Source organism: Pantoea sp. X-Soil-OKNW-713 (assembly GCF_059730685.1).
Window position 1 is genome coordinate 82,390 of record NZ_AP035999.1, and the last position, 26,476, is coordinate 108,865.

Sequence of the window (26,476 nt, forward strand, 5' to 3'; positions counted from 1 at the left end):
TAATCACACTAGGCCACATTCATTAAAGAGCGACCATCATGCATACACTAACGTTTACGGAAGCACGCAACCATTTCGCGGATACAATGCAGCGCGTGTCTGATAATGCCGAACCCGTGCGCATTTTACGTCGCGATGCACCAGATGTGGTGATGATTGATGCAGAGGAATATGACGCCATGATAGAAACGCTGTATCTGTTCAGCAATCCTGCTAATGCCGCACATCTGAATGCCTCGCTTGACGAGTTGGACAAGGGCGATCTGGTTGAAATCGACGTTTGAAAACGTTATTCACCAAACGTGGTGCCGAAGATTACAACTACTGGAAAGAGAATGATCCAAAGTTGTTTGAACGCGTCAGAGAGCTGATCAAAGCCGCTCATGAGAATCCGTTGCAGGGTATTGGTAAACCTGAACGGTTAAGGCATTACAAAAACCCTGCCCTTTATTCACGTCGTATAAACCGGGAGCATCGTCTGGTTTACAGCGTCAGTGATGGCGTAATCACGATAGTTGCGTGTCGGTTCCATTACGAGCTTTAACTTTTTTTGTGGCGGCGCGATTTATCGCGCCCCAGAAAATCATCAAACAAAATACGTCCTCAGCAAAATCGCCGCGCCGTCATCAATCGCCTTCATCACCACCTGCTCCGCCAGCACCACATCTTTGGTCTGCAACACCTCCAGCAAATGATCGTAATTATGTCCTTTAGCCATTTCACTCGACTGCGGATAGAGATAATTAAGGCAAGGCCCAATCTGCACCCACAGTTGTTCAATCAGCAGCAACAACGTTGGCATTTTTGCATACCCATACAGGGTAAAGCGGAAAGCACGATTGGCCTCCAACGCAGCTTCTACCTCCCCGCTCAACTTGGCCTGCATAAAGCGATCACACAATTTTTTTAGCTCAGAGAGCTGTTTTTTCGTGATATTTGGTGTTGCTATCCGCACCGCCAACCCTTCCAGTTGCTTACGTATCAGAGTGATCTCCTGAAAGCGCTTCAGGGTCATCTCCGGGACCAGAAATGCTGCTGCCGGGGTGGCGTTGAGGGCGCCAGCGGAAACCAAACGCAGTAACGCCTCACGCACCGGCGTGATGCTGGTACCTAGCTGCGCCGCCAGATCACGCGTTACCAGGCGCGCGCCGGGCTTGAGCTTACCGACAATCAGGGCGCTACGCAGCGTGGCTTCTACCTGGGCGGTCAGGCTGAGTCGCTGTGCTTTTTCCATCTCAATCATGCGTTTTTTCCTTTCCCGGATTGTGCAAATGGTAAGAAGTTTAAATGTTTTGTTGCCAAAACGTCCCGCTATAGGATATATCATGTATTACAAAACAAGCGAAGCACGATCAACACAGCAACACTCTTTTCACTACGTTACCGAATGCATTTTGGGATGAAGTTTATGAGACTACCTGCAGTGAAGTTTGCTACCACCGCATTGCTTTTTGCCCTGTTACCCGCCAGTTTGCAGGCGGCAGAGTTGACCATCGCCCAACCCGCATCAGCCACGGCTATGGATCCCGGCTTTCTCAAAGAAGCTGCCACGCTGGTGGATAATATTTTCGATACCCTGGTACGTCGCGCCGATGATATGTCGCTGCAACCGGGCCTGGCGACCGACTGGAAAGCCATCAATGACACCACCTGGCAATTTAACCTGCGCAAAGGGGTGAATTTCACCGATGGCGAGCCGGTCAATGCCGAGGCGGTAAAATTCTCCATTGACCGCATTCTTGACCCTGCCAACCACGCACCGACCATCTCCTACATCCGCACCATTAAATCGGTCGAGGTGGTCAACGACTATCAGCTGTTGATTCATACTAACGGTCCGGATCCGCTGCTGCCAACCCGCATGAGCCGTTATCCGACCTATATTGTCCCGCCCGCTTATGTGAAAAAAGTGGGTGCCAGCGAATTCGCGCGCAAACCGATTGGCAGCGGAGCTTACAAGCTGGATACCTTTATCCCGGACGAAAAAGTGGTGATGGTCGCCAATGATGCTTACTGGCGTGGCAAACCTGCCATTGACCGCGTCACCTGGCGTCCGATCCCGGAGGCCACCGCCCGTATCACCTCATTGCTGACCGGTGAAGTCCAACTGGTGGAAAGCGTGCCTGCCGATCTGGTGCCTGCGCTGAAAAATCGCCCTGGCGTTGCGCTGGAGCAGGTCAAAGGTGGTGGGTTAACCATCTATCTCGGTCTGAAAAACAACGAAAAACCGTTGAACGACGTGCGTGTACGTCAGGCACTGTCGCTGGCGCTGAATCGTCAGGCATATACCCAGCAGTTGCTGCATGGCTACGGCACGCCGACCGGTACGATGGCGGGAGCCAATGATTTCGGTTATCTGGCGGTACCCGCCACCACCCAGGATGTCGCCAAAGCCAAAACTCTGCTGACGCAGGCCGGATATCCGAATGGCTTTACCCTGCGCCTCCAGGCACCACGCCGTTATATCGCCAGCGCGGATGTCGCCCAGGCGATCGTGCAGGATCTGGCAGCGATCGGCGTCAAAGCTCAGCTAGAAGTGCCTGAATGGTCGGTTTATACCCAGCAGGTCGCGGCACAGAAGCAAGCCCCGATGTATATGCTGGCGTGGGGATCGACCCAGACACTGGACGCCGATGCCGCCCTGTTCCCGATACTGCACAGTAGCGAACCTTACTCGACGGTGAACGATCCTGAAATGGATAAGTTGCTGGACCAGAGCCGCCAGACAGTGGATGCCGCGAAACGTAAAGTGCTGCTGCAACAGATTCAGCAACGCGTTGCTGAACAGCAGCCGCTGATCCCGCTGTATCGTGAAGACACGCTGTATGCGCACAGCGACGCACTGACCTTTAAAGGCCGTGTCGATGCCCGTATCCCGCTGTTTGATCTGAGGCTGAAATGATTAACCCGGCAGCAGCCTTACAACGTCGGCCACGCCGTATTTTTTACGGTGATGCCATCATCGGCAGCGCGCTGCTGCTGGTAGTGATCGTGGCGGCGTTGCTGTCTCCGTGGCTGCCATTGCCGGACCCGTTAACCAACCAGTTAACCGAGATGTTCCTGCCGCCAGGCACTGGCGGCCATTTGCTCGGCACCGATCAACTGGGCCGCGACCTGCTCTCCCGCATCCTCGCCGGTACGCGCCTGTCGCTGTTGGTGGTGGTGCTGGCCGCCGCGATTGGTGCGGTGGTCGGCGTGGCGCTCGGCATGATTGCCGGTTATGCCGGTGGCTGGGTTGATGCCCTGATTATGCGCCTGATCGATATCCAACTGGCGGTGCCCTTTATCCTGCTGATCCTGCTGGTGATTGCGTTGATGGGAACGTCCACCACCAACATTATCGTCATCATGGGGGTGACCAGTTGGGCGATCTACGCCCGCGTGGCGCGTGCCAAAACGCTGGAAATTCGCGAGCTGGAATACATCCAGGCGGTGAAAGCGATGGGGTTCTCGCCACTGCGTATTTTGTTGCGTCATATCCTGCCTAATCTGCTCACCCCGTTGGTGGTGCTGCTGACACTGGATATTCCGCGTCTGATTGTGCTGGAAGCCTCAGTGGGTTTTCTCGGCATGGGCATTCAGCCGCCGACGCCCACCCTCGGCAATCTGATCGGTGAAGGTCGTTCGTATATGTTGCTGGCACAGTGGCTGGTGCTGTATCCCGGTCTGGTGATCGCCGCGCTGGTGATTGGCTGCAACCTGCTGGGCGATGCCCTGCTGCGTCGCACCCATACGAGGCTGGATTAACATGCTGAATATTTTACTCAATCGCCTCGGACAGTCAGTGCTGGTGTTATTCGGCGTATCGCTGCTGATTTTCTTCAGCCTGCACCTGACCGGAGACCCGGCTGCGCTGATGATGCCCCCCGGATCCAGCCAGCAGGAGATTGATACCTTTCGTCACAGCATGGGCTTTGACCGCCCACTGTTGTGGCAGTACGGCCACTACCTGAGTGGCGTGTTGCAGGGCGATTTTGGTGAATCGCTGCGTTACAGCCAGCCGGTGCTGGCATTAATCGGTGAACGTCTGCCTGCGACGGCACTACTGGCCGTCAGCGCACTGGTGTGGAGTTCCCTGCTCGGCCTGCTGCTCGGCATCATCAGCGCCCTGCGCCCGCACAGTTTTTGGGATCTGATCTGCCGCCTGGTGGCCTTCAGTGGTCAGGCCATCCCGGTGTTCTGGCTCGGACTGCTGATGATTTTATTTTTCAGCCTGCACCTGCAATGGCTGCCCTCCAGTGGCTACGGCAGTTTCACTGCGCTGATTATGCCCGCCGTCAGCCTCGGTGCCTTTTATATGAGCGCGGTGGCACGTCTGACACGAGCCAGCCTGCTGGAAGTGCTGCAACAGGATTATATCCGCACCGCGCGTGCCAAAGGGTTAAGTCAGTGGCGTATCGTGGTGCGACATGGCCTGCGTAATGCGTTGATCCCGGTGGTGACGGTGCAGGGTATGTACTTCGCTTCGCTGCTCGGCGGCGCGCTGGTGACAGAAATTATCTTTGCCTGGCCGGGTATTGGTCGCCTGGCGATTCAGGCGATTCAAAACCGCGACTTCCCGCTGGTACAGGCGATCGTCCTGCTGGCCGCGCTGGTATTTGTGGTGATTAATCTGCTGATCGACCTGTTGTATCTGGTGCTGAACCCGAGGATCCGCCTGTGAACCGACTCGACGCCACCCTGGAACTGCTGAGTGAACTGACGCGCTGGCCAAGCGTGTCGGGACAGCTTGACGCGCAACACGGCCTGGCCGCGTGGCTCGAATCCTGGATAGTGACGCACCTGAATGCCCGCGTGATTTACCCGGTTGCCAGCCAGGCCGCCGACAAGCCGCCGGTGGTGCATGTCCGTATTGATACCGGTGCCAGCAAAACCGTGGTGCTGTACAACATGTACGACGTGATGCCTGCGGATGACGCGGGCTGGGATGTGCCGCCCTTCGTCGGTGGCGTCTGCCACTGGGACGATTTAGGCGATGTGTTCGTCGGACGCGGTGCAGAGAACAACAAAGGCCCGGTGGCGGGGATGTTGATTGTGCTGCGGGGGTTGTTGCAGAACAACCAGCTGGCGGTCAACCTCGAAATCTTGCTGGAAGGCGAAGAGGAAATCGGCAGCGGCAAGCTGCGGCGTTACCTCGCGCAACAGCCCTGTCCGGTGGCACCGGCTGAGGCGGTGCTGTTTCCGTCGCTGTGCGAATATGGCGGCGGCGAACCTCGCGTCTATCTCGGCTTTACCGGCCTCGCCACCGGACGCTTAAGCGTCAACGGCGGCGACTGGGGCGGCCCTTCCTCCGCCATTCACGCCAGTAACGCCGGATGGATAGCCAATCCCGCCTGGCGTCTGGTGCAGGCGCTGGACGCCATCGCCCCCGCCGCTGACAGCGGTGTACTGGGCTACATCGCGCCGGATGCCGAGGCTAACGCGCTGCTGGCAACGCTGGCGCAGTCGTTCAGCATCGATGATGAGCTGCACTTCCGCCGCAGTCAGCGTCTGATGATTACCGGTGACGCGGTCACCTGTTTGCAAACCTTGCTCGGCAGCGCCGTGCTGACGCTGGCCGAGTTGCACAGCGATCCGGTCGGTGGTCGTGGCGTGATCCCGTTCCGAGCCAGCGCCGAACTGGCTTTCCGTATCCCGCCTGCGTTTGATCAGGATGCGATGATTGCTGCCGCGCAGCAGCGCCTTGCACAGCCGGATTTGACCGGCACCCGGCTGGAACTGGTTGATCGCTATCCGGGAATTCGTTTTGGTCGCCACGCCAGCGGCGTCGATGAACTGATCGCAAGCTATCAGACGCTGGGCGCACAGCCGCAAATCTGGCCGTGGGCACCGGGTTGCGCCCCGGCGTATGCCTTCGCTGCCATCGCCCCCGCTTTTTTAATTGGCGGCCTGGGTCACGGCGGCAACGCCCACGCCGTAAACGAATTTGTCACCCTGACTGGACTGGAGCGCTTCCAGCAGTCACTGAGCCTGTGGCTCACCGCATTTTCTGACTCGACCTTTGGTCGGGTCGCGCCACACCAGGGAAACACCAGAGAAGTACTAAAACAAAATATTACAGGTAATTTTAATGAAGACAGTCGATGAGTTTACACGCGTGCCGTTGGGATTCTTCCCCACGCCGCTGGAGCCGCTACCGCGGCTTGGGGAGGTATTAGGCATAAGTCTCACCATCAAACGTGATGACTACAGCGGCTTCGGCGGCGGCGGCAACAAAGTCCGTAAGCTGGAGTACCTGATGGCAGAGGCCTGCCAGGCGGGCGTCAACGTGGTGATCACCACCGGTGGACATCAGTCAAACCACGCCCGCATGGTAGCAGCGGCGGCGCGTAAGTTTGGTATGCGTCCAGTGCTGGTGCTGCGCGGCAACCCGCCTGCCAGTTGGCAGGGCAACCTGCTGCTCGATAAGCTGTTCGGAGCCGAGGTGCAATTCCTCGACCCGGACGGTTATTTCACCCAGATCGAAGGGGCGATGCAGGCGCACGCCGATGCGGCCAGCGCCCGCGGCGAGAAGCCGATGATCATCCCACTGGGCGGTGCCACACCGCTCGGCGCGCTGGGTTATGTACGTGCGGTTGAGGAAATCAGCGCGCAGCTTGCTGAGCGCGCCGCATCGGTGCCGGATTTTGTGGTAGCACCGACCGGTTCCGGCGGTACCCTCGCGGGACTGCACGTTGGCACGCGCCGTTACTGGCCTGAGACAAAAGTGATCGGCATCAGCGTCAGTGCCAAAGCCGACTGGTTCCAGCTGCGTATTTCAGGTATGGCGCAGGATTGTGCTGATTTGCTGCAATGGCCGCAACAGTGGCAACCCGATGATATCTGGATTGAAGATGGCTATGTCGGTGAAGCTTACGGCATCCCATCAGCGGGCGGTATCGACGCCATTTACCAACTGGCGCAGCAGGAAGGCGTGTTGCTCGATCCGGTCTATACCGGCAAAGCGATGCACGGCCTGATATCGCTGGTTAAACAGGGGCATATTCCGCAAGGTGCCAACGTGACGTTCGTGCATTGCGGTGGTTCTCCCGCGCTCTATCCTTTTGCCGACCGGCTGCTGGAGCAATAAATGCGCGTGCTGGACGAAGCCACGGTGGCGCTGCTCGGCGGCGACGATCCGGCGTTAGCGCTGGCCGATGTTCGTGACGTTGTCACGCTAATGCGCGCCGGTGAAACGCAGATGCCTGCCGAAAACCATATCGACCTCGCGACACCGCTCGGCAAAGCCTATGCACTTCCCGCCAGGGTTGGCGGACATTTTAACGCTGCGGGCGTGAAGTGGACCGCCCACCGCCCGCAGCGACCTGATACGCTACCTGCCGCCCTGGCGGTAACGCTGATCAACGATGCCGCCAGTGGCGTGCCACGCGGCCTGGTTGCCAGTGGCGCATTAACTGCCGCGCGTACCGCTGCCGTCAGCGCGCTGGCATTGCAATATGCCGCGCCCCGTGCGGTAAAACGCGTGTTGCTGCTGGGTGCCGGTTTTCACGCCCGGGCGCATCTGCGTATGTTGCAGACCTTGTTTCCGACGCTGGCGCAAATCGGCGTGTGGAATCGCACGCCGGAAAATATGTCTGGCCTTAACGGCATCACCCCCGAGCCCGATCTCGACGCGGCACTGGCAAAACCGTATGACGCGGTGATCACCTGTACCAGCGCGACGCAGCCGATTGTGGATGCGCCTGCGGTACGTGCGGGCCGTCTGATAATCCAGGTGGGCTATCACGAAGTGAGCTTTGCCGCGATCAAAGCCAGTCGCCAGGTGGTGGTGGATGCGTGGGGTGATTTCGCCCAGCGCAGCGCCAAAAGTTTGTTCCAGATGTTCCGCGCGGGGGAATTCGCCGAGCACGAAGTCGCGGCCGATCTCACCTCGCTGGTGATAGATGGCTGGCGACCCGACGCTACCGATAGCGTCTACTTCTCCTCCTTCGGGCTGAACGTTTTCGATATCGCCCTCGCCGCCCGCGTGCTGACAGCGGCCGAGCAACAGCAGGCTGGAAACTGGCAAACATTATTTAATGGAGTCACGCATGATCATTAAGGCCAGTGCGCTGCGGCTGAGACAGTCACGCGGCGAACATTTTTTATTGATTGATGTGCGTGACGTGGCCGAATGGCAAGCCAATACGCTGCCCGGTGCGCAGCACTGCAACGTTTACGATTATTTTATCGCGGACAGCACCCCTGCCGGGTTGGCGGCGATGGCAGCCGACGCTGCCGCAGCGCTGCAACTGTTGTTTGATCGCTATCCGGCCGCAACGCCGGTGTTTTTTGAACAGCAGGTGGGGATGCGATCGCCGCGCGGTGCCTGGTTCGCCTGGCTACTGGGTCGGGACGATGCATTGATTCTCGATGGTGGATTGGATTCCTGGCGGGAGACAGGTGATGACCTGGAACCGGGCAAGGGGTTAAGTTACACCGTCACACAAAATTCAGAACACGCTGTCGTAAGCTGGGACAGCCGCTGGGTCAGCAGCCGTCAACAGGTCATCAACGCTGATGGCAAAACGGTGATCAACGTTGACGCGCGGCGTCCGTCAGAATTTGATGGCAGTTTCGTGCACGATTGCTGCCATCGCGCCGGACGTATCCCTCATTCCCGCCTGTTGTTCTGGGAAGATGTGCTGGAAAATGGCCGCTTTCGTACCGCTGCGGAAATCGCCCAGCGAGCTGAAGCGGCAGGTTTGGCACGGGGTGCACAGTTGCAGGTCTACTGCCATCGCGGCGCACGCGCCGCCACCGTGCTGGCGGCATTAAAACTGGCGGGTTATCCGCAGGTGGCGATTTATGTGGGTTCCTGGCATGAATGGGCAGAACATAATGAACTGCCCATTTTGTAATTCTACGTGCTTATAAGTATTGGGATTTAAAAACCTGGCTACAGGTTGGACAGCGCTTTACGAACGCTTTTTGCGTCAACATGGGCACAGGATCGCATGAAGGACCGCGCTTTGGTGACTCAAGTGTCACCAAAGCCGCCACCGCCACAGGCGGCGGTGGATCTAAACTGTCAGAAGTGAGATTGGTTAGCCAACTGACGGTGCCGCCAAACGGATACCAGGTTTCGCGGCTGACCAACACCCCCTGTTCATCCACCACGCTGCTCAGGCTGCCGAGCCTGTCGGTGAGGTTAAAATGCGTTATCTTCTGACTGCCCTCCAGCCAGATATGGCTGCTCCCTGCTTTAATCATCAGCAAATGCTGTTGTTCGCCGGGGGTCGCGTAACGATAAAACTCATGAGGTTGTGACATACATTTTCTCCGGGAGTGAAAGGCGAAAATGTACTTCAGTGTGAATCTATAAAAACCTCAGCGATTTACATTAGCCTGGGCAGAATATCAATGCCGTACCGAAGAACGGTGGCTTTTTTCATGCCTTTTATATTGCGTTAAAGTGTAACTCACCACATTACACCCATTCTCATTACAGGGACGCCGCTTTTCATTCATTCCATGAATATATCTATTATGCGCCGCTAAAGTCCTTGAGGTTTTAAATTTTTTCACACATTTCGCGCAATTAAATTCTCCGGTTTCAGCATGAGTATATTTATGGTGGCAAAGGTCACTCATGGAGAAAAATCGGCTGTCACATCCCTCCATTTCACAAATGTATGGCTTATCGCCAGCATGGACATTATATGACTTTCATAGAGTTGTTTATCGGAAAATATTTTCCCACAGCCTTCATGCTTACACTCAAATCCAATATTATGCACCTGCAATAAATGTAAGTTACGTTTATTGTACGAACTAAAAGATTTCGGTGGAACGCACTTACGACACCAGGATTTATTCTTTGTCTTTGAGTCGGTTGATGTGCCGGGTTGCAGTATCTCTGGTCTGTCCTCCGTTACCGGGGCCACAGGTGGCCGGGGTATGGGATCGGAGAGTGGGATGGCCTCCGCTTGCGGCGGCTGCGATATGGCGAGCATCCTCAGGTACCGCTTAATCGGTGGTAACGACCTGTCCCCAGGATTTGTCGCCCGCAGATCGCCCCCCATACTCAAATCCAGCGGTTCATTCTCTCCCACCCTGCCATCCCGATCGCGCAGCGTAAGTGGATTATTACTCACCATGCAAAACAGGTTTAATCCGTCAATGGTGCCCGCTGGGTCGCAGTTCAGCCAGCGCATTTTCCACGGCACATAACAGCGCCAGCCGAAATATATCAACCCGGTGGCATCACGTTCTTTACCTGCATAACGCTGGAATTTTAGCGCCGCACCAGCCTGCGCACCGGTTAACCAACTTGCCGTGCCGCCAAACGGATACCAGGTTTCGCGGCTGACGAGGATACCCTGTTCATCCACTATGTCGCTCAGACTACCGAGCCTGTCGGCGAGGTTAAAATGCACAATTTTCTCACCGACTGCCTGATAGATATGGCTATTCCCGACAACGACCACCCGCAGACGCTGTTGCGCGCCGCTGCGCAGCTCCACGCCAGGCAGGTAACGCACCTGCTGCCGGGTGCCATGATGGTACTTAAGCTGGCGCTCGCCGGGAGCAGCGTAACGGTAAAACTCATGGGATTGTGACATAGATTTTCTCCGGTATTAAAAAGGGAAAATCTATGTCACCGGCAATCTATAAAAACCCGTCACGGCGCGATTTATTGCGCAGGTTTTTCCGGATTTGTGCACGAAATAGCGCGATAAATCGCGCCGCTACGGACAAATGGCACGTTGCGTAAGCGCCTGTTGCACATTCGGCGCAGCAGCCAGAAGCTGGCGTGTGTACTCCTGCTGAGGCTGCCTAACCACCTGCTCGGTCGCGCCAGATTCCACAATCCTGCCGTGATACATCACAATGACACGATCGCACAATTGCTGAACCGCGCTGAGATCGTGGCTGATAAACAACACAGACAAGCCAAGTTTGTCACGCAACTCGCTGAACAAAGACAGAATTTGCCCGCGCACCGAGAGATCCAATGCGGCGACCGCCTCATCCGCCACCAGCAGTTTGGGTTCCATCGCCAACGCACGGGCAATCGCAATACGCTGACGCTGTCCACCCGAAAAGGCGCTGGGTAAGCGATCTGCATGTTCCGGTTTTAAACCCACCAGCGTCAGCAATTCATTGACACGCGCGTTGATCGCCGCCCCGTGCCGTAGCTGCCAGACACGTAACGGCTCGGCAATCTGTTCTCCCACGGTAATCTTCGGGTTCAGACTGGCGTAGGGATCCTGGAAGATGATCTGGCTGTGGCGACGCAGATTATTCAACTGGCGACCTTTCAACGGTTTCCCTTCAAATAACACCTCGCCGCTGTCGGCGGCGATCAGGCCGATTGCTGCACTGCCCAGGGTGGTTTTGCCTGAGCCAGATTCACCAATCAGACCAACAATTTCTCCGGGCTGAATCTCCAGGTTGGTGGGATGCAGCACCGTCTGGCGCTTGCCCGGCATCAGCGGCAGGCGTCCCGGCGTTGAATAGCTTTTACAGATGTCGCGCAGTATCAGCAACGGTGTCTGACGCTCACGCACCGGAGGAGTGGGGGGAAGATGTGATAAAGAAGCATTGATCAGTTTTTGGGTATAGGGATGCGCTGGCGTCCCGAGGGTGCTAAGTACATCCCCCTGTTCAACCAACTGCCCTTGTTGCATCACACACACCCGATGCGCATAACGCGCCACCACCGAGAGATCGTGGGTGATCAACAACATGCCCATCCCCATCTCCTGCTGCAACTCCTGCAACAGTGACAGGATTTGTACCTGAATGGTGACATCCAGCGCGGTGGTCGGCTCATCAGCGATCAACACATCCGGTTGCCCACTGATGGCGCTGGCAATCATCACACGCTGGCGCATGCCACCTGAAAGTTGGTGGATATACTGGCGCGCGCGCTGTGCCGGGTTGACGATACCGACGCGATCCAGCAATGCCACCGCTTCGTGCTGTGCCTGTTTCCAGCTGAATTGCCGATGACGCACCAGTACTTCGGCGATTTGCTCACCAATTCGCAGCGTAGGGTTCATGCTGGTCATAGGTTCCTGAAACACCGTCGCAATACGGCAACCGCGTAATGTGGCGGTGCGCCTCGCATCCAGTTCCTCTCCCTGAAAACGGATGATACCCGAGGTTTGTTGCACGCCCGGCGGTAGCAAATTCATCAATGCCAGCGAGGTGAGTGTCTTACCGGAGCCTGACTCCCCCACCAGTGCCACAATTTCCCGCTGATCGAGATGGAACGAAACATCGTCCACCAGCAGACGTTGGTCTTCCGTTGCCAGATTGAGGTGTTCCACAGACAGGAGGCGCGTCGTTGCATTCATAAGGCTATCGGTCCGTAAAAGCGGAAAAATACAGGATATATCCTGAGAGAAAAGCTAACAAGAACGTTAGGTTATGACCCCAAAGTCATGAATATAAGCGCGTGACAGAAAAAAAGAATAAAAACGAGTAAATCGGCATTATTGTGAGGTTAATCACCGAATTGTGATGTAACAATCATTTCTGATGGTTTATACAGAGAAATTGCCCACAAATAACTTCTCTCGACAAAATAAATTATATTATTTTATATTTTTTCATCATATTTATTTAAATGATAAAAAACATAAGTTCTTGTAAAAAATCGTCGAAATTTCGCGCATTCTGTTAATTGCAGCTGTGACAGGGAATAAGTAGACTCGCGGCGGGTGCTTGAGACTTTCTGTCTTAAGCATTGGTTTCGCTGACGGCAGAAAGAGAAAAGCCCCAGGTTAATATCCATCAACCTGAGGCCTCCTTCATGCTCGCAACATAAAGGTAGCCTCTTACCTGTCGAAAGACAAGGAGGAGTATCAATGAAACAGCAGACGGTGATCATTATCACCGCCCTTATCCTTGTGACGGCCACGGCTGTCTTGTTGGTCGTCCGGAAGGAACTCTGTGAGGTGCGATTCCGAACCGGCATTATGGAGGTTGCTGTCTCACTGGCTTACGAATCCAGGAAGTAAGAGCAATCGCGGCGGGGTTCGCCCCGCCGTTCCGGTTGTTGCAAAGCATAGGCTCTCAGGCACCCTTCTTTCCGGATCATTCCCCTGATGCCGCAATACCTTAACGGACAGGTACTGACCTATAATTCCCCGTGTTTTGCCCATGATGTGATAAAGATGCAAAACCGCGAAACCCACCATCATACTAAGTTGTTAACTTAATATTGTTAGCAAAAACACGATAAAGGGACTTATATGTATCCAGCCAACGGCACGGTTAGCCTTCCTTCTCCAAATACAGTTGCACGCCCGGATGATCGGATAGAAACAACACCGGGAACGTTCCAAATCGCAAACCTTAATATGGCTCAGGCCACGCTCTCATCATCTTTTGCTGGCACACAATCCATTATCACGGCATTTCAACCCACCGCCGTTGACGAAGGCTTTAACCTGGAACAGCAGGTCACCCCCCAGCCGGAGATCGTCTCTGCGTGGAAACTGAATACGGCACAACCCGGTATTACGGCAGAGCGTGATTTGGCACCTGGAACCGAAATTGACGTGACGGTAACGCAACCGGATGGGAGCAAACGTCCACTGCCGGTGTTTAAAGTCACGCGGGGCAGCCAGTATTTATGGCCAGCCGATATGGCACAGTTTATCAATCAGCAGGCTAACCTGCTGAATCTGCCGATTGCTGCCGGTGAAAGGTTGCATGCCGATGAACTGAGCTTCCCTGCCAGCTATTACCGCAATATGCTGTGGGTACCGGCCAACGGGGATTATACCGTGCAATATCGCGTGAAGCCGTAGTGATCAGCCCTCTCCCTGACCTGTCGTCAGGGAGAGGAGACGGAGATCAATCAGAGATTTTTATATCTGTTATCCCTTCTTCTTTATGCACATCGGCAATTTGGTGCGCTTTCGCCTCGTCAATGTTCTCAATTTTGCCAATATCTACAGCATGCTTAGTGACTGCCATATCCCAGCCGAGAATTTCTCGCACTTTTTTTATCACCACTACAGGAAATTTATTGGACGTGATGTCCCATGTGACGGTTGCCATTGTTTCGTTCTCCCTGAAGGTTGATGCGACTTTCGCTGAATAACAGAAAGCCGCATCAGTTTACTCTTCCTCGATTATCACTTTATCCCCCGCCGCATCCTCAATGGCTTTTCTCAGCCTTTCCGCCGTCACATCATCTAACTGACCAATCTCGCCTGGTTCAGCTGCATGTTGCGCATCGAGTAATTCCCAACCTTCTGCCGCCATCACAGAAAGGATCGCTTTAGTTACCCCTGCTGGATTTGGACGGGCGCTAAATGTTACTTTTTTCATTTTACATACCCTTATCAGAGATTCTGGTTCACCCAGAATTTACCCAACGCCTGGCTGACAAAAACGTGAAGTGAGGCAAAGTGAACACCAGATTGCGACAAATGCTGAGCGCACAAGGACCAGGCTAAATCATGCGTGCCAATATGATCGACTTTATCCAGATCTTTACTCAGGTGGTGGAACTGGGCAGCTTCACCAAAGCGGCCGATGTTCTGCAATTACACCGGCCGGCGGTGAGTAAAGCGATTCAGCAGTTGGAAGCTGAACTTGGGGTAAAGCTGCTACATCGTACCACCCGTAAACTCAACGTCACCGACGAAGGTGATGCGTTCTATCAGCGCGCCAAACTGCTGCTGACCGATGTGGACGATATGATGTCCAGTTTCTCTGCCACTCAACCACCTCGTGGTCGACTCCGGCTGGATGTCCCGCTCGCGCTGGCCCACACGCTGCTCATCCCCCATCTGCCGAACTTCATCAGCCGCTACCCTGAGATTGAGGTGGTACTGGGATCGTCAGACAAAAGGAGTGACTTGATCGCCGAAGGCGTCGATTGTGTGATTCGCCTTGGCGAACTACAGGATTCCAGTTTTATCGCCAGACGACTGGGTGAGATCAAGATGGTGACCTGTGCCGCACCTGCTTACCTGCAACAGCACGGACATCCACACACGCTTGATGATCTGGCACAACATCAGGCGGTGAATTTCTTCAGCGAAAATAGCCGCGAAGTGATGGCGTGGAGATTTATCGTTGAGGGTGAAGAAGTCGCGTATCGCCCCACCAGCAACCTGTTGGTAGACAACTCGGATATTTTGCTGTCGTGCGCGCTGGCGGGGTTGGGAGTCATTCAGGCCAGTTGTATCGCGCTGGCTCCGCATATTGCATCAGGGGCGTTAAAGGTCGTACTGCCGCATTATCCTTCCGTTGCTAAACCGGTGTCGATTATGTATCCGGACAAACGCCATCTTGCCCCCAAAGTGCGCGTCTTTATCGACTGGTTCAGTGAATTGTTCACCCAACAACGCGGATTGTTACCAAACCAATAACACTGAAGTTCCCGAACAACTATTTTTGCCACGTCAGTCACCCCGTAGAGTCATTTGCTACGCCACTTAAATACGAGGTCTGAAAATGTCTAAAGTTGTCAGGTTTAACCGCACCGGGGGACCGGAGGTGCTGGAAATCGTTAATGAGCAGGTCCCCGCTCCCGCTGCTGATGAGGTGCAAATTCGTGTTCATGCGATTGGGCTGAACCGCGCCGAGATCATGTATCGCAACGGTCAGTACGTTATTGATCCGGTGTTCCCGGCCCGCCTTGGCTATGAAGCCGCAGGTGTGGTTACGACTACTGGTGACAACGTCACGGAATTTCACCCAGGTGATGCGGTCAGCGTCATACCTTCTTTCATGTTCAACGAATATGGTATGTATGGCGAGGTCGTCAATGCCCCGGTTCACGCCCTGGTAAAACACCCGGAGAATCTCTCTTTTACCACCGCAGCAGCCAGTTGGATGATGTATGTCACTGCCTATGGTGCGCTGGTGGAATTCGGTAATGTGCAGGCGGGCCAGAACGTCATTATTCGTGCGGCATCCAGCAGCGTCGGGCTGGCAGCATTCCAGATTTGCAACATGCTCGGAGCGAAACCGATCGCCCTGACCCGTACCAGCGAAAAACGAGAGATGTTGTTAAGGGCAGGTGCGGCGGCTGTGATCGCTACCGCCGAGCAGGATATGGTAGCGGAACTCCAGCAGGCCACCGCAGGACAGGGGGCGCACATCGTTTTTGATCCTGTCGGTGGCCCGGATGTGGCAAAACTGACTCAGGTGATGGCACCCCAGGGGATGTTTTTCCAGTATGGGGCACTCGACAGTCGCGATATGGTTGTCCCGGTATTTGATATTCTCGGTAAACACCTCACGCTGCGCGGCTATGAATTGTTTGAAATCACGACTGATGCAGAAAGACTGGCGCGTGCAAAATCCTTCGTGCTTGAGGGGTTACGTAGCGGCAAGCTGCAACCGTTGATCGATAAAACCTTCAGTCTCGATGAGATTGCAGAAGCCCATCGCTATATGGAAGCGAACGGCCAGGTGGGCAAGATTGTTGTGACTATCTGAAAAACACTGAAATCAGGGAGTACCGAATGAATATGCAACCGAACTGGCAGGCACCGGCAATTAATCGTAAACAAGTCGGCGATATGCTCGTCACCATGCTGAGTGATGGCTATCTCGATGTTTCCTTTGAGTTGCTATCAGGCATTGATGGCTCAAAAGCCGAGGCGTTACTCCAGCGACGCGGTGCACCGATTGCCCCGCGCATCAACATCAACGTGTATGTGGTTCAGACCGCGCAGCGTACCATCCTGATCGACAGCGGTGCTGGCGGAATTAAAGGCTGGGGCGGCAGATTGCCGGTGGCGCTGGCGGCAGCAGGGATCGACCCACTCCAGATTGACACCATTTTGCTGACCCATGCACATCCTGATCATATTGGCGGGCTCGCGGCGCCTTTGCAGACGCCGCTATTTCGGAATGTGCAGCAGCTGTTTGTGCATGAAAAGGAGTTAGCGTTCTGGCGTGATGAAACCATTGCGGCCAGCGCCCCGGATGGGTTTCGTCCCTATTTTGAGCTGGCGCGTAATGCGTTTGGTGCTTACCATCAACAGTTGGTGCCTTTCCGCGAGGAAGCGATTTTACCGGGCATTCAGACCGTACCGCTGTTTGGGCATACACCGGGACACAGCGGCTATCTGCTCGGCGATGAGAAAGCATCATTGTTGATTTGGGGGGATATTGTGCATTTCCCGCATATCCAGGTAACACAACCTGAGGTCACCATCGCGTTTGACAGCGATCCCGCCGCTGCCGCGCAGGTTCGCAGCCAACTGCTGGATCGCGCCGCCAGTGACAACCTTGCCGTCAGCGGAATGCATTTTAACTTGCCAACTACCGGTAAGGTGGTACGCGAGGGCAATAGCTTCGCACTCAACTATGACCTCTGGTCACCGGTGATTTAAATAAATGGGTGGCGCGATAAATCGCGCCGCTACAATCACATATCCGTAAGGATTGCGTAATTGCCCAATTTTAAAGACAGTCCAGCTGGGGCATGTTAAAATTATCACGATACCAGAGGGTCTTGCTCATGCCTAAAACAGCTTACTTAACTGTAGAAAATAAAGTACGTAACCTTGCAGCTGCTCACCATGTTTCTGCAAGTCGCGACGATACCAGCAGAATGGCTGCAGCGATAACACGTCTTGCTGGTGATACTGTCGAACTGGACACCGTGGAACAGATGCTTGTGAATTTAAAACGTAAAGGCGTCCTCACAAAATCGGAGATCCTTTCCATCCAGGCAGATTATCTCAGAGAAAAAAGAGATGCTGATAAGAATCTGAATGCATGACATTTGATCCTTTTGGTGATTTCAACACTGCTGGTTACTTACAGAACTCGTTAGGATTGAAAAATCCAAATGAAGTTAAGGAGTCAGAACATCTGGCTTTTGAATCAAGTATTGAAGATGCGCTGGATTACCTGGCCAGTCTCGAAGTCATTGATTATGACGACGTACTGAAGGTTCATGAGATCCTGTTTTCTGGCTTTTACCCTTGGGCGGGTAAAGACAGAAATGCATTAGTTCCTCATCTGGCAGTTTTTAAAGGTTCGCCAGAAAATCCTCGACATACCACTTTCGAACACCCCCCATTATATCCGACCTGCAATTGACTACGCTTTACGCCTGGCTTCAAATCAAGATTGTTTTAAAGATAAGCCAAGGGAAGTGATGGGGGCATTTGCTTTTGCACATCCCTTTCTCGATGGCAATGGGCGAACATTACTTCTTGTTTTTATGGAACTTTCATATCGGGCTGGCTTCTCAATAGATTGGGGGAAGACCAACAAAGATGAATATCTAAGTGCGCTTAGTGAAGAAATAGCGGAGCCTTCCAAAGGCCATCTTGATAAATATTTGAATCCATTAATCGTTGAAATTTCAAGCCGAAATGATTGGCCTAAAATGATTGGCGGAATAAAAGGATTAGACGGCCTCGATAAAGATGATGTGACGTATGAGAGCCTGGATAATCCTGAAGTACAACGAATATATAAAGAGGAGTCATATTTCTCATATCGTGTAAAAAAATACGACAATGATTAATTTACCCGGATATTCTGCGATTTAATATGTTGCCAAAAACGTTCCGCTGCCAGATTCAGCCTCGCGCCCGACCGATACACATAGGCCGAGATCGGTAACGACAAGGTGCCATCCAGAATCATCAGCTTGCCCTCACGCAGTTCACGCTGAATCGAATATTGCGGCAACCACCCCACCCCATGTCCGTTTACAATCATACGTTTAAGCAACTCACTCATCGAGGAGACGAAGCTGAGGGTAAAGGTATTGTCAGGGATTTTATCGATCACCTGATTCACCTGACGGCCCATATAACTGTCGTTGGCATATTTCATCAATGGCAACCCGCCGTCGTTGAGCCGAAACAACGGTCTGCCATCGACATCACAGGGTGAAACCAGATGCAAAAATGAATCGAATATTTTGTGGTGGATAAAGGGGTAATTCATAAACTCTTCGTTGTAGAAGGTGAGAATAAAGTCGCTTTTCCCTTCTTTGAGGTTATATACCGCCTCATCCACGTTGATGGATTCAACATAGTGAATCCTTTCAGCGCTATCGGCAAAACCGGCAATTAACGTCGGAAGCAACAAAACCGACAGTGAGGGAGCGGCGTCGAATTTGATACTCTGACGGAAATTGTCCAGTCCTTTGATCCGATTCAGTTGGTAATCCATATCATCCAGCATATTGCGCGCGTAGCCGACAAAACTTTTACCCTGCCGGGTAAGCTGCAATGGATTAACGCTGCGGTCGAAAATGGCGAAGCCAATCGCTGATTCCAGCGACTGAATACGACGGCTGAATGAAGACTGGGAAATGTTGCGCTTTTCAGCGGCTAACGTGAAGCTCCGCGTCTCTTCCAGAGCGATAACATCATAAAACCACTTCACTTCCAGATTACTGACCATCGTGCTGATTCTCACAAAATCTTATTTGTCGCCATGCAAATTATGCATGGCATATAGAAATTATGCAATCAATGCATCTGAATGTTGGTGCTAGTATCCTGAACAGTTGCATAACTGAACTTCGCCATTTCATTAACAGCTCAGTTAACTATCAAACAAACTATCGGCCGCAGTGCTATGCAGCCCAATATTCAGCCAGCAATCAGTCAGGTATAACATGTCCAGCTCTGAGAAGATTAAAACAGCCCTGTCAGATTTAGGGATCACCCGCGTAAGCGAAGTGATCTACAACCCCGATTATGACCTGCTTATCGCACATGAAACCTCGGCAACGCTTAACGGCTATGAACGCGGCATCATGACTGCTTCCGGGGCGGTCGCGGTCGATACCGGTGAATTTACCGGCCGCTCGCCGAAGGACAAATATATTGTCCGTGATGAGCTAACCAGAGATACCGTTTGGTGGTCTGATGCGGGTACTGGCCGTAATGATAACAAACCACTTTCCCCGTCGGTGTGGGCTGAGCTGCGTCATCTGGTATCAAACCAGTTATCTGGCAAGCAACTTTACGTGGTGGACGCCTGGTGTGGTGCCAGCAATGACTCAAGACTGGCGGTGCGCTTTATTACCGAGGTAGCCTGGCAGGCTCACTTTGTGAAAAACATGTTTATCCCGCCTGTAGCGGAAGAGCTGGAAAATTTTGAACCTGATTTTATTGTGATGAACGGGTCAAAATGCACCAATCCGAACTGGCAGACGCAGGGTCTCAACTCTGAAAATTTCGTCGCATTTAACCTGACCGAAAAGATGCAGCTGATCGGCGGTACCTGGTACGGCGGAGAAATGAAGAAAGGCCTGTTCTCGGTGATGAACTATTTTCTGCCGCAGCGTGGTATCGCCTCTATGCACTGCTCTGCCAACCGTGGAGCAGCGGGCGATGTGGCGTTGTTCTTCGGTCTTTCCGGCACCGGTAAAACCACCCTCTCCACCGATCCGCTGCGCGAGCTGATTGGTGATGATGAGCATGGCTGGGATAACGAAGGTGTCTTTAACTTTGAAGGCGGCTGCTATGCCAAAACCATCAATCTGAGTGAAGCGGCAGAGCCAGAAATTTACCGTGCTATTCGTCGCGATGCGTTACTGGAAAACGTGGTGGTGCGTGAAGATGGTTCAGTCGATTATGCCGACGGCAGCAAAACCGAGAACACCCGTGTTTCATACCCGCTGGCACATATTGAAAATATCGTTAAACCGGTTTCCCGTGCGGGCAATCCATCCAAAGTGATTTTCCTCGCGGCAGACGGTTTTGGTGTGTTACCGCCCGTATCACGCCTGACGACCGACCAGATGAAATACCACTTCCTGTCTGGTTTTACCTCTAAACTGGCCGGGACGGAACGTGGCATTACCCAACCTACACCAACCTTTTCTGCCTGTTATGGTGCCGCCTTCCTGATGTTGCATCCAACGCAGTACGCGGAAGTGCTGGCGGAGAAAATGGCGGAAAGTGGTGCTGAAGCCTGGTTGGTCAACACCGGCTGGAATGGCGAAGGTAAACGACTTTCTCTGCGTGATACCCGCAATATTATTCGGGGCATTCTGGACGACAGTATCGTTCTCGGTGATAACACGCTGCCGGTATTTGGCCTGCTGATCCCGGATGCTGTGCCAGAGGTGGAGTCTCACCAGCTTGACCCACGCAACGGCTGGGCAAGCGCGGAACAATGGCACGATGCAGCAGACAAACTCGCGAGCCTGTTTGTTGCTAACTTCAGTCAATATGCGCAAACCCCGGAAGGTGCCCGTATTGCACTGGCGGGTCCAAACCTGGCGTAATTTATCTGTGACCCGTCACTGCGCTTGCAGATGACGGGTCACGCTGCCGTAATAGTTGAGGGTTGTCGTTCAGCTCGTACTTCACGGAATTCAGCAGCGAGACGGAATGCGTCAACATCTCGTATCGATACAACAACAGCATTAACGTTCCCGGTGATTCATTCCTTAACCAGGGAAACCTAATAAACAATGTCCTGATGCTATCCCTTGTTTCAGCCTCCGACTTAACATCGATTGTGCGCAAAAATGCGGAACACATCGACTGATCCAGCTTTGACAAATCAGCTTTGCTGGCATCCCATGCCGCTTTAGCCGCAGCCCCGTTTAACTCCCCTGCGTAAATATGCTCAACCAGCGACGTGGTGATCTTTTCTAAACTGAGTCTATCCTTATCAGGCGCAAGTAACTGCACTTCATGAATTAACATCAGCCATTTGATTTCATCGCTAATAATAATATTTAACAACTTCTGTAACAGATGGCAGCGTTTCTTCACGCACTCCCAGCACAACAAAATCTGATCCGAGCCAGGAAGAACAGCACTGTCAACTGGTGGCAAATATACGGGTAACTGCGAGATAAAGGGTAAACATGAGTCCGTTGTTATGGTTGCCGACGGAAAACGCACCTCCATCAGGGACCTCTCATGGTCACAGGCTGGCGCAGCCATAAGCCGAGCTTTTTCAGCGTTTGCATATTTTATTACCTCACGGACAACTTTCTCTTGTGGATTGATACCAGCCCAAAAGGCGGCTTTTGTCAGTTGGTGCCAGGTTAAGTGCTCATCCGGAAACGCTTTCAGAAGCTTTGCAAGCCATTCAAATTGTTGAGCCACCTTGCGGACCAATTTTCCGGGCTGATTGTGTTGTATCCAAAGACCCATGTCCGTTGTAATATCGGCGTCAGCGATACTCCAGCAAGTACTGAGAAAATTAAAATGAGGTATATTCGTGCCACATGCTTTTAGCTTTTGCTGCCAGGCAGAAGGGGTGAGCATGATATTTTTTTCAATTAACTTCTCTGCCATAAGAAACATGGTTCTTCTCTGATCCAGTTCAGGATACGTATTCGTGATGTTATTGTATATTCCAACAAAATCTTCATCAACGCGCTTGTGTTTAAACGAAACAATCTCCTCGATAACTTGCTGATTAACTATCAAACCACGGCAATTCATTTTATAAATAAATTTTTTTATTTTCGGCACGGTTAATATACAGTCATCGCAATGGAAAATGATGTCCTGTAACGCTTCAGTTTGGGTCAGGGGATTACTCAGCAATTTAAATTTTTGTATGATAATATCATCAAGTTCCGATGCGCTGGTGTAAATTACAGAAGATATCGTCGTAGAACTTTGCGATACCGTTATCTGCTGTAAGGGTAACTGAAGAGGAGTTACCGTTGACAGGGTCGCCGACGCGCCTGGAACGACATTTGATGTAGGCATTCTGATCATAAAAACCCCATTGAAAGCCGAGACGCCAAATATTAAAACGCGGAACGCGGAAAACTTATTTCGTGAAAGAAGAGATACACTCTCGAATAGCGTACTTATTATAGTGCACATACCCGATAATCTTTCTCAACTACGGTAATAACTCAGTACTGAAGAGAGCCGCATGATGAATAACATCATGACAGGCGCAACAGCAAGATATGTATATTCATGATATTAGATGTTAAGACTTGCGTTATTAAGAGTAATTTTCCACCTTTTCAGTTCTTTAGACTCTCCTATTAGCCGCTGATCTAATCAGGAGTACGAACGTCAACCTACGGCGCTCTTGCACCATGAAAGTTATCTGAAAAGATGTGAATCAGACCTTTTTTGTGATTCCCACGACAAATTCGCATTATCACACTAGCAGGCAGGTGCCTGGATCTCACACAATGGAATATATATACCTATCTGAATATATATTCATGCAGTACAGGATTCTTCGACGAGCCGCATGGATCGGCGTGTAAGCCGGACATCGGCATTCGCATCATAGCCGTGGTTTAAGGAGAACATCTTATGAGTACCTGGAACTACCCAAAATTTGGCGCGGGCTTGTGGCACTTCGCTAACTATGTTGACCGCTATGCGGTGGATGGTTATGGACCCGCGCTGAGTACGCTGGAACAGATTCGCATCGCTGGTACAGTAGAAGATCTTTCGTATGTTGATGTCCCCTATCCCTTTACCGAAGGTGTCAGTGTCAGCGATGTCAAACAGGCCCTGGCGGACGCAGGCTTAAAAGCTATCGGGGTTACCCCGGAGATCTACTTACGTCGTTTTTCACGGGGTGCATTTACCAATCCGGATCCGACTTTGCGCAAACAGGCATTTGAACTGATGCATGAAGCCGCCAGTGTGGTACGCGAATTGGGGGCTAACTATGTCAAGGTTTGGCCAGGTCAGGATGGTTGGGATTATCCATTCCAGGTCGACCATAAAAATCTCTGGCGACTGGCGGTTGATGGCATGCGCGAGCTGGCGAGTGCGAACCCGGATGTTAAATTTGCCATTGAATACAAACCGCGTGAACCTCGGGTAAAAATGACCTGGGACTCAGCTGCACGTACATTACTGGGTATTGAGGAAATGGGGCTGGATAATGTGGGTATCCTGCTGGATTTCGGTCATGCCTTATTTGCCGGAGAATCCCCTGCCGGTTCCGCGCAACTGATTATCGATCATGGCCGCCTGTTCGGCATGGATGTGAACGATAACCTACGTGGCTGGGATGATGACCTGGTGGTGGGAACGGTGCATATGACCGAGATCTTCGAGTTCTTCTACGTATTGAAGATCAATAACTGGCAGGGTGTCTGGCAGTTGGATCAGTTCCCGTTCCGCGAGGATAATGTGGAAGCAGCTAACCTGTCGATTCGGTTCCTGAAGCATGTGTATCGTGCGTTGGATAAGTTAGATATTGTCGCGTTGCAGGATGCGCAGGTGGAACAGAATCCGCTGCTGGCGCAGAGGATTATTCAGAATGCGTTGCTGACGGCTATTGAGGAGTGATGAAGTAACAGTTTTATTACCAAGAAGAAGCGGTTTACGACATAGAATCCTTGACTGGTGAGCAGGCGGCTACTAAGAGCCGCCTGCCATACTCATTATGCTGCCATGACTTCCGTCTGTAGAAAGCCGTTAAGAGTCAGATAAAACAGGTTTCTTCTTTTTTCAAAGAAAGTATAGGTGAGCTGTGATTTGTACTCTCGTAATTTTTTAAGTGTAATGAGTAATGTCTCGCAAATTCGTTCATCGTCCCAGCCGCGAAGAATAAGCAGAAAAACACGCATTCTTGCGCTGTCGTCTTTTTCCTTGAAGGGTTTTACTTTCTTGAATTCCTTGGTACCTTTAAAAAAATCGAATATATCATAACTCCGCACATCAAGAGCGAAAAAAGAAACATTACAGATTGACTGAAGAATGAAAACTTCCAGTTCATTATTGAAAATCAAGACAACATTCTTTGTTCTGGAATTGACATCACCACGACTCAATAAAACCAAAAAATGATGAATATCACAAACAATATAAAATTGTCTTGGGCGATTGATACTTTGCAACAAGCCATCAATTGCAGATCCTATAAACTTATTATGTAGCTGCATGAGAAATAGATCTTTTTTTATCACAATGTCACCATTGAATATATCATTGCGAGATAAAAATTCAGCTAATCAGTTGTAATTGGTAATACTGATCACCTGTAAAATTCGAAGTAAATTTGCAAATAGCCATACTTATAAGTAATGCAAACCTGTTAAGAGCAATACTATTAATGTAAACCAAACTGTGGCACAAAACCCCACAACTAATGACCAGGCACGTAGATTTGACATGATATCACCTCACATCAAGTAATGTTTCGGCATGATTAATAAGCTGCCTTATTGATAAACCCTTTGAATATAGTCAGAAAGATTATTTTCAAATCTACCCAGACACTCCACATACGAATATACTCAAGATCAAAGTCAATTCGTTTCTGCATTTTCTCAAGAGTATCAGTTTCGCCACGCCATCCCTTTATTTGAGCAAGTCCAGTAATACCAGGCTTAACTTTATGACGCAACATATACCCCTGAATAAGAAAACGATACTGCTCATTATGCGCAACAGCATGTGGCCGTGGACCAACTACAGACATGTGACCAAAAAATACGTTGAAAAATTGCGGTAATTCGTCCAACGAGGTATTGCGCAAGAAACGACCAATAGGTGTAACACGGAGATCATTTTTTGTTGCCTGTGTAACAGCGCTACCATTTTCCATTACAGACATAGAACGAAACTTCCATACTGATATTGGTTTGCCATCCATTCCATAACGAGTCTGTCGGAAAATAACAGGGCCTGGAGACGTTAACTTGACGGCACAAGCTATAGTTAATAAAACAGGTGAAATAAGAAGCAAAACAAATCCAGACACCAGAATATCTTCAACTCTCTTAAAAATACGATTGATTCCTATAAAAGGTGTATCGAACAATGGCACAACAGGAACACCATTAATTTCTTCTGTACGCGATTGCAGAATATTGAAAGTAAATACATCAGGTACCAATAAAACAGAGCAAGTCGTATCTGTCAACTGTCTCACCAACTCACTGATACGAGCTTCATCTTTCATGTTCATTGCAATATAAACACGATCAACTTTCCCTTCACGCGCATCATTTACCAAACTAGAGATGTTGCCGGCATAAGGGACACCATCAAGGTTATTCGAGAAAGCATCATCATAAACACCTTTTACAACGAAGCCGAGCCATGGTGATTTTTCGAAACTTTTTAGTAACGCGATACCAGCAGGCATGCTACCGGCAATGCAAACACGTCGCGTGTTATATCCATATTTTCTTAGCATACCTGCCAGTAAACGAATACCAGTACGACTTGCAACAAATGCGACAGAAACTAAAATAAACCAATGTGCGAAAAGAAGATTTAAAAAAGAAGAAGTAGGTACTTGCCTGCTAATAAACCATGTAAAACTTAATGTTAACAACCAATTTCTCAAAACAGTAAAAATCTCTAGTGATATAGACACTCCTCTCCATGAACGATAAAAGTCAGTGATTCCGCTTATCGTCTGGAAGATAAAAATACCAGCCATCGCGATTAGCTGCGATTGGGCAGAAAAAGGCTGATTATTAAATGAGGTGACAATATAAAGACCTACAAATATGATTAGCACATCCGATATGCGTTGCACTATAGATATCAATGATACATTGGGTTTGGGGGAAGCTACATGCTGTAATGTTGTCATGATATGGATCTCATTAGTGATTAAATGGCGT

General features: G+C 51.4%; 27 protein-coding genes and 1 pseudogene. 18 read left to right on the forward strand and 10 right to left on the reverse strand.

The window, feature by feature from the left end; all coding sequences use genetic code 11:
• Window positions 1-38 precede the first annotated feature (38 nt).
• Together AC6I8R_RS26490 and AC6I8R_RS26495 are read left to right on the forward strand one after the other, a co-directional pair.
• Window positions 39-284, forward strand: a complete 246-nt coding sequence (locus AC6I8R_RS26490; RefSeq protein WP_208726827.1) for a type II toxin-antitoxin system Phd/YefM family antitoxin — start codon at window positions 39-41, stop codon at window positions 282-284.
• Window positions 281-544: a Txe/YoeB family addiction module toxin gene (locus AC6I8R_RS26495; protein WP_208726826.1), complete on the forward strand. Its 264-nt coding sequence runs from the start codon at window positions 281-283 to the stop codon at window positions 542-544. The genes AC6I8R_RS26490 and AC6I8R_RS26495 overlap by 4 nt, the downstream gene beginning before the upstream one ends.
• Before the next feature lie 42 nt (window positions 545-586).
• On the opposite strand, the gene AC6I8R_RS26500 is transcribed toward AC6I8R_RS26495, so the two are convergent.
• Window positions 587-1,243 carry a GntR family transcriptional regulator gene (locus AC6I8R_RS26500; RefSeq protein WP_497833363.1) on the reverse strand — a complete coding sequence of 219 codons (657 nt, stop codon included), beginning with the start codon at window positions 1,241-1,243 and terminating at the stop codon, window positions 587-589.
• A 165-nt stretch (window positions 1,244-1,408) separates the two neighbouring features.
• Between AC6I8R_RS26500 and AC6I8R_RS26505 the strand changes: the two genes are divergently transcribed.
• Genes AC6I8R_RS26505 through AC6I8R_RS26535 form a run of 7 tightly spaced genes read left to right on the forward strand, consistent with a single transcriptional unit; the run spans window position 1,409 to window position 8,840 of the window.
• Window positions 1,409-2,902, forward strand: coding sequence for an ABC transporter substrate-binding protein (locus AC6I8R_RS26505; RefSeq protein ID WP_497833364.1), 1,494 nt, complete (start codon window positions 1,409-1,411; stop codon window positions 2,900-2,902).
• Window positions 2,899-3,747 (forward strand): ABC transporter permease, encoded by an 849-nt coding sequence (locus AC6I8R_RS26510; RefSeq protein WP_021185401.1) that lies wholly within the window; start codon window positions 2,899-2,901, stop codon window positions 3,745-3,747. Before AC6I8R_RS26505 ends, AC6I8R_RS26510 begins: the two co-directional genes overlap by 4 nt.
• A gap of 1 nt (window position 3,748) precedes the next feature.
• On the forward strand, window positions 3,749-4,663 hold the full coding sequence (locus AC6I8R_RS26515; RefSeq protein WP_208726822.1) for an ABC transporter permease: 915 nt from the start codon (window positions 3,749-3,751) through the stop codon (window positions 4,661-4,663).
• Complete coding sequence (locus AC6I8R_RS26520) at window positions 4,660-6,087, forward strand: M20 family metallopeptidase (RefSeq protein WP_497833365.1); 1,428 nt, start codon at window positions 4,660-4,662, stop codon at window positions 6,085-6,087. The genes AC6I8R_RS26515 and AC6I8R_RS26520 overlap by 4 nt, the downstream gene beginning before the upstream one ends.
• Window positions 6,071-7,069: a 1-aminocyclopropane-1-carboxylate deaminase/D-cysteine desulfhydrase gene (locus AC6I8R_RS26525; protein WP_497833366.1), complete on the forward strand. Its 999-nt coding sequence runs from the start codon at window positions 6,071-6,073 to the stop codon at window positions 7,067-7,069. Before AC6I8R_RS26520 ends, AC6I8R_RS26525 begins: the two co-directional genes overlap by 17 nt.
• Window positions 7,070-8,041, forward strand: coding sequence for an ornithine cyclodeaminase (locus AC6I8R_RS26530; RefSeq protein ID WP_497833367.1), 972 nt, complete (start codon window positions 7,070-7,072; stop codon window positions 8,039-8,041).
• Window positions 8,031-8,840, forward strand: coding sequence for a rhodanese-like domain-containing protein (locus AC6I8R_RS26535; RefSeq protein ID WP_497833368.1), 810 nt, complete (start codon window positions 8,031-8,033; stop codon window positions 8,838-8,840). The genes AC6I8R_RS26530 and AC6I8R_RS26535 overlap by 11 nt, the downstream gene beginning before the upstream one ends.
• A gap of 10 nt (window positions 8,841-8,850) precedes the next feature.
• On the opposite strand, the gene AC6I8R_RS26540 is transcribed toward AC6I8R_RS26535, so the two are convergent.
• The 3 genes from AC6I8R_RS26540 to AC6I8R_RS26550 form a co-directional block, all read right to left on the reverse strand.
• Window positions 8,851-9,252 (reverse strand): hypothetical protein, encoded by a 402-nt coding sequence (locus AC6I8R_RS26540; protein WP_497833369.1) that lies wholly within the window; start codon window positions 9,250-9,252, stop codon window positions 8,851-8,853.
• A 317-nt stretch (window positions 9,253-9,569) separates the two neighbouring features.
• Window positions 9,570-10,544: an RHS repeat domain-containing protein gene (locus tag AC6I8R_RS26545; protein ID WP_497833370.1), complete on the reverse strand. Its 975-nt coding sequence runs from the start codon at window positions 10,542-10,544 to the stop codon at window positions 9,570-9,572.
• Between the two features lie 126 nt (window positions 10,545-10,670).
• The gene (locus AC6I8R_RS26550) at window positions 10,671-12,284 is read right to left on the reverse strand and encodes a dipeptide ABC transporter ATP-binding protein (RefSeq protein WP_497833371.1); all 1,614 of its coding nucleotides are present in this window, start codon (window positions 12,282-12,284) and stop codon (window positions 10,671-10,673) included.
• Window positions 12,285-12,797: 513 nt separating this feature from the next.
• Here AC6I8R_RS26550 and AC6I8R_RS26555 point away from each other — a divergent pair.
• Window positions 12,798-12,950, forward strand: a complete 153-nt coding sequence (locus AC6I8R_RS26555; protein ID WP_497833372.1) for a Hok/Gef family protein — start codon at window positions 12,798-12,800, stop codon at window positions 12,948-12,950.
• A 342-nt stretch (window positions 12,951-13,292) separates the two neighbouring features.
• A complete protein-coding gene (locus tag AC6I8R_RS26560) occupies window positions 13,293-13,745 on the forward strand; it encodes a hypothetical protein (protein ID WP_497833373.1) in 453 nt (150 codons plus the stop codon).
• 46 nt (window positions 13,746-13,791) lie between these two features.
• On the opposite strand, the gene AC6I8R_RS26565 is transcribed toward AC6I8R_RS26560, so the two are convergent.
• Window positions 13,792-13,998 carry a hypothetical protein gene (locus AC6I8R_RS26565; RefSeq protein WP_497833374.1) on the reverse strand — a complete coding sequence of 69 codons (207 nt, stop codon included), beginning with the start codon at window positions 13,996-13,998 and terminating at the stop codon, window positions 13,792-13,794.
• A 60-nt stretch (window positions 13,999-14,058) separates the two neighbouring features.
• Complete coding sequence (locus AC6I8R_RS26570) at window positions 14,059-14,271, reverse strand: hypothetical protein (RefSeq protein WP_497833375.1); 213 nt, start codon at window positions 14,269-14,271, stop codon at window positions 14,059-14,061.
• Window positions 14,272-14,402: 131 nt separating this feature from the next.
• Between AC6I8R_RS26570 and AC6I8R_RS26575 the strand changes: the two genes are divergently transcribed.
• From AC6I8R_RS26575 to AC6I8R_RS26595, 5 genes and pseudogenes are all read left to right on the forward strand, one after another.
• Window positions 14,403-15,320: a LysR family transcriptional regulator gene (locus AC6I8R_RS26575; RefSeq protein ID WP_497833376.1), complete on the forward strand. Its 918-nt coding sequence runs from the start codon at window positions 14,403-14,405 to the stop codon at window positions 15,318-15,320.
• Window positions 15,321-15,405: 85 nt separating this feature from the next.
• Window positions 15,406-16,395, forward strand: coding sequence for a zinc-dependent alcohol dehydrogenase family protein (locus AC6I8R_RS26580; protein WP_497833377.1), 990 nt, complete (start codon window positions 15,406-15,408; stop codon window positions 16,393-16,395).
• Between the two features lie 26 nt (window positions 16,396-16,421).
• Entirely contained in the window at window positions 16,422-17,297 is an 876-nt protein-coding gene (locus AC6I8R_RS26585) for an MBL fold metallo-hydrolase (RefSeq protein ID WP_497833378.1), read from the forward strand.
• A gap of 128 nt (window positions 17,298-17,425) precedes the next feature.
• The gene (locus AC6I8R_RS26590; RefSeq protein WP_497833379.1) at window positions 17,426-17,689 is read left to right on the forward strand and encodes a hypothetical protein; all 264 of its coding nucleotides are present in this window, start codon (window positions 17,426-17,428) and stop codon (window positions 17,687-17,689) included.
• A pseudogene (locus AC6I8R_RS26595) lies at window positions 17,686-18,445 on the forward strand (Fic/DOC family protein). The gene AC6I8R_RS26590 and the pseudogene AC6I8R_RS26595 overlap by 4 nt, the downstream one beginning before the upstream one ends.
• Here AC6I8R_RS26595 and AC6I8R_RS26600 read toward each other — a convergent pair.
• Window positions 18,442-19,335 (reverse strand): LysR substrate-binding domain-containing protein, encoded by an 894-nt coding sequence (locus tag AC6I8R_RS26600; protein ID WP_021185381.1) that lies wholly within the window; start codon window positions 19,333-19,335, stop codon window positions 18,442-18,444. The pseudogene AC6I8R_RS26595 and the gene AC6I8R_RS26600 sit on opposite strands and share 4 nt — an antisense overlap.
• Window positions 19,336-19,552: 217 nt before the next feature.
• On the opposite strand from AC6I8R_RS26600, the gene pckA reads away from it, so the two are divergent.
• Window positions 19,553-21,172 carry a phosphoenolpyruvate carboxykinase (ATP) gene (gene pckA / locus AC6I8R_RS26605; RefSeq protein ID WP_497833380.1) on the forward strand — a complete coding sequence of 540 codons (1,620 nt, stop codon included), beginning with the start codon at window positions 19,553-19,555 and terminating at the stop codon, window positions 21,170-21,172.
• A gap of 1 nt (window position 21,173) precedes the next feature.
• On the opposite strand, the gene AC6I8R_RS26610 is transcribed toward pckA, so the two are convergent.
• Window positions 21,174-22,631 carry a hypothetical protein gene (locus AC6I8R_RS26610; protein WP_497833381.1) on the reverse strand — a complete coding sequence of 486 codons (1,458 nt, stop codon included), beginning with the start codon at window positions 22,629-22,631 and terminating at the stop codon, window positions 21,174-21,176.
• Window positions 22,632-23,192: 561 nt separating this feature from the next.
• Here AC6I8R_RS26610 and AC6I8R_RS26615 point away from each other — a divergent pair.
• Window positions 23,193-24,185, forward strand: a complete 993-nt coding sequence (locus AC6I8R_RS26615; protein WP_497833382.1) for a sugar phosphate isomerase/epimerase family protein — start codon at window positions 23,193-23,195, stop codon at window positions 24,183-24,185.
• A 95-nt stretch (window positions 24,186-24,280) separates the two neighbouring features.
• Here AC6I8R_RS26615 and AC6I8R_RS26620 read toward each other — a convergent pair whose 3' ends face one another.
• Complete coding sequence (locus tag AC6I8R_RS26620; RefSeq protein ID WP_036627048.1) at window positions 24,281-24,805, reverse strand: hypothetical protein; 525 nt, start codon at window positions 24,803-24,805, stop codon at window positions 24,281-24,283.
• A 242-nt stretch (window positions 24,806-25,047) separates the two neighbouring features.
• Window positions 25,048-26,445, reverse strand: coding sequence for an undecaprenyl-phosphate glucose phosphotransferase (gene wcaJ, locus AC6I8R_RS26625; RefSeq protein WP_021185377.1), 1,398 nt, complete (start codon window positions 26,443-26,445; stop codon window positions 25,048-25,050).
• Window positions 26,446-26,476 lie beyond the last annotated feature (31 nt).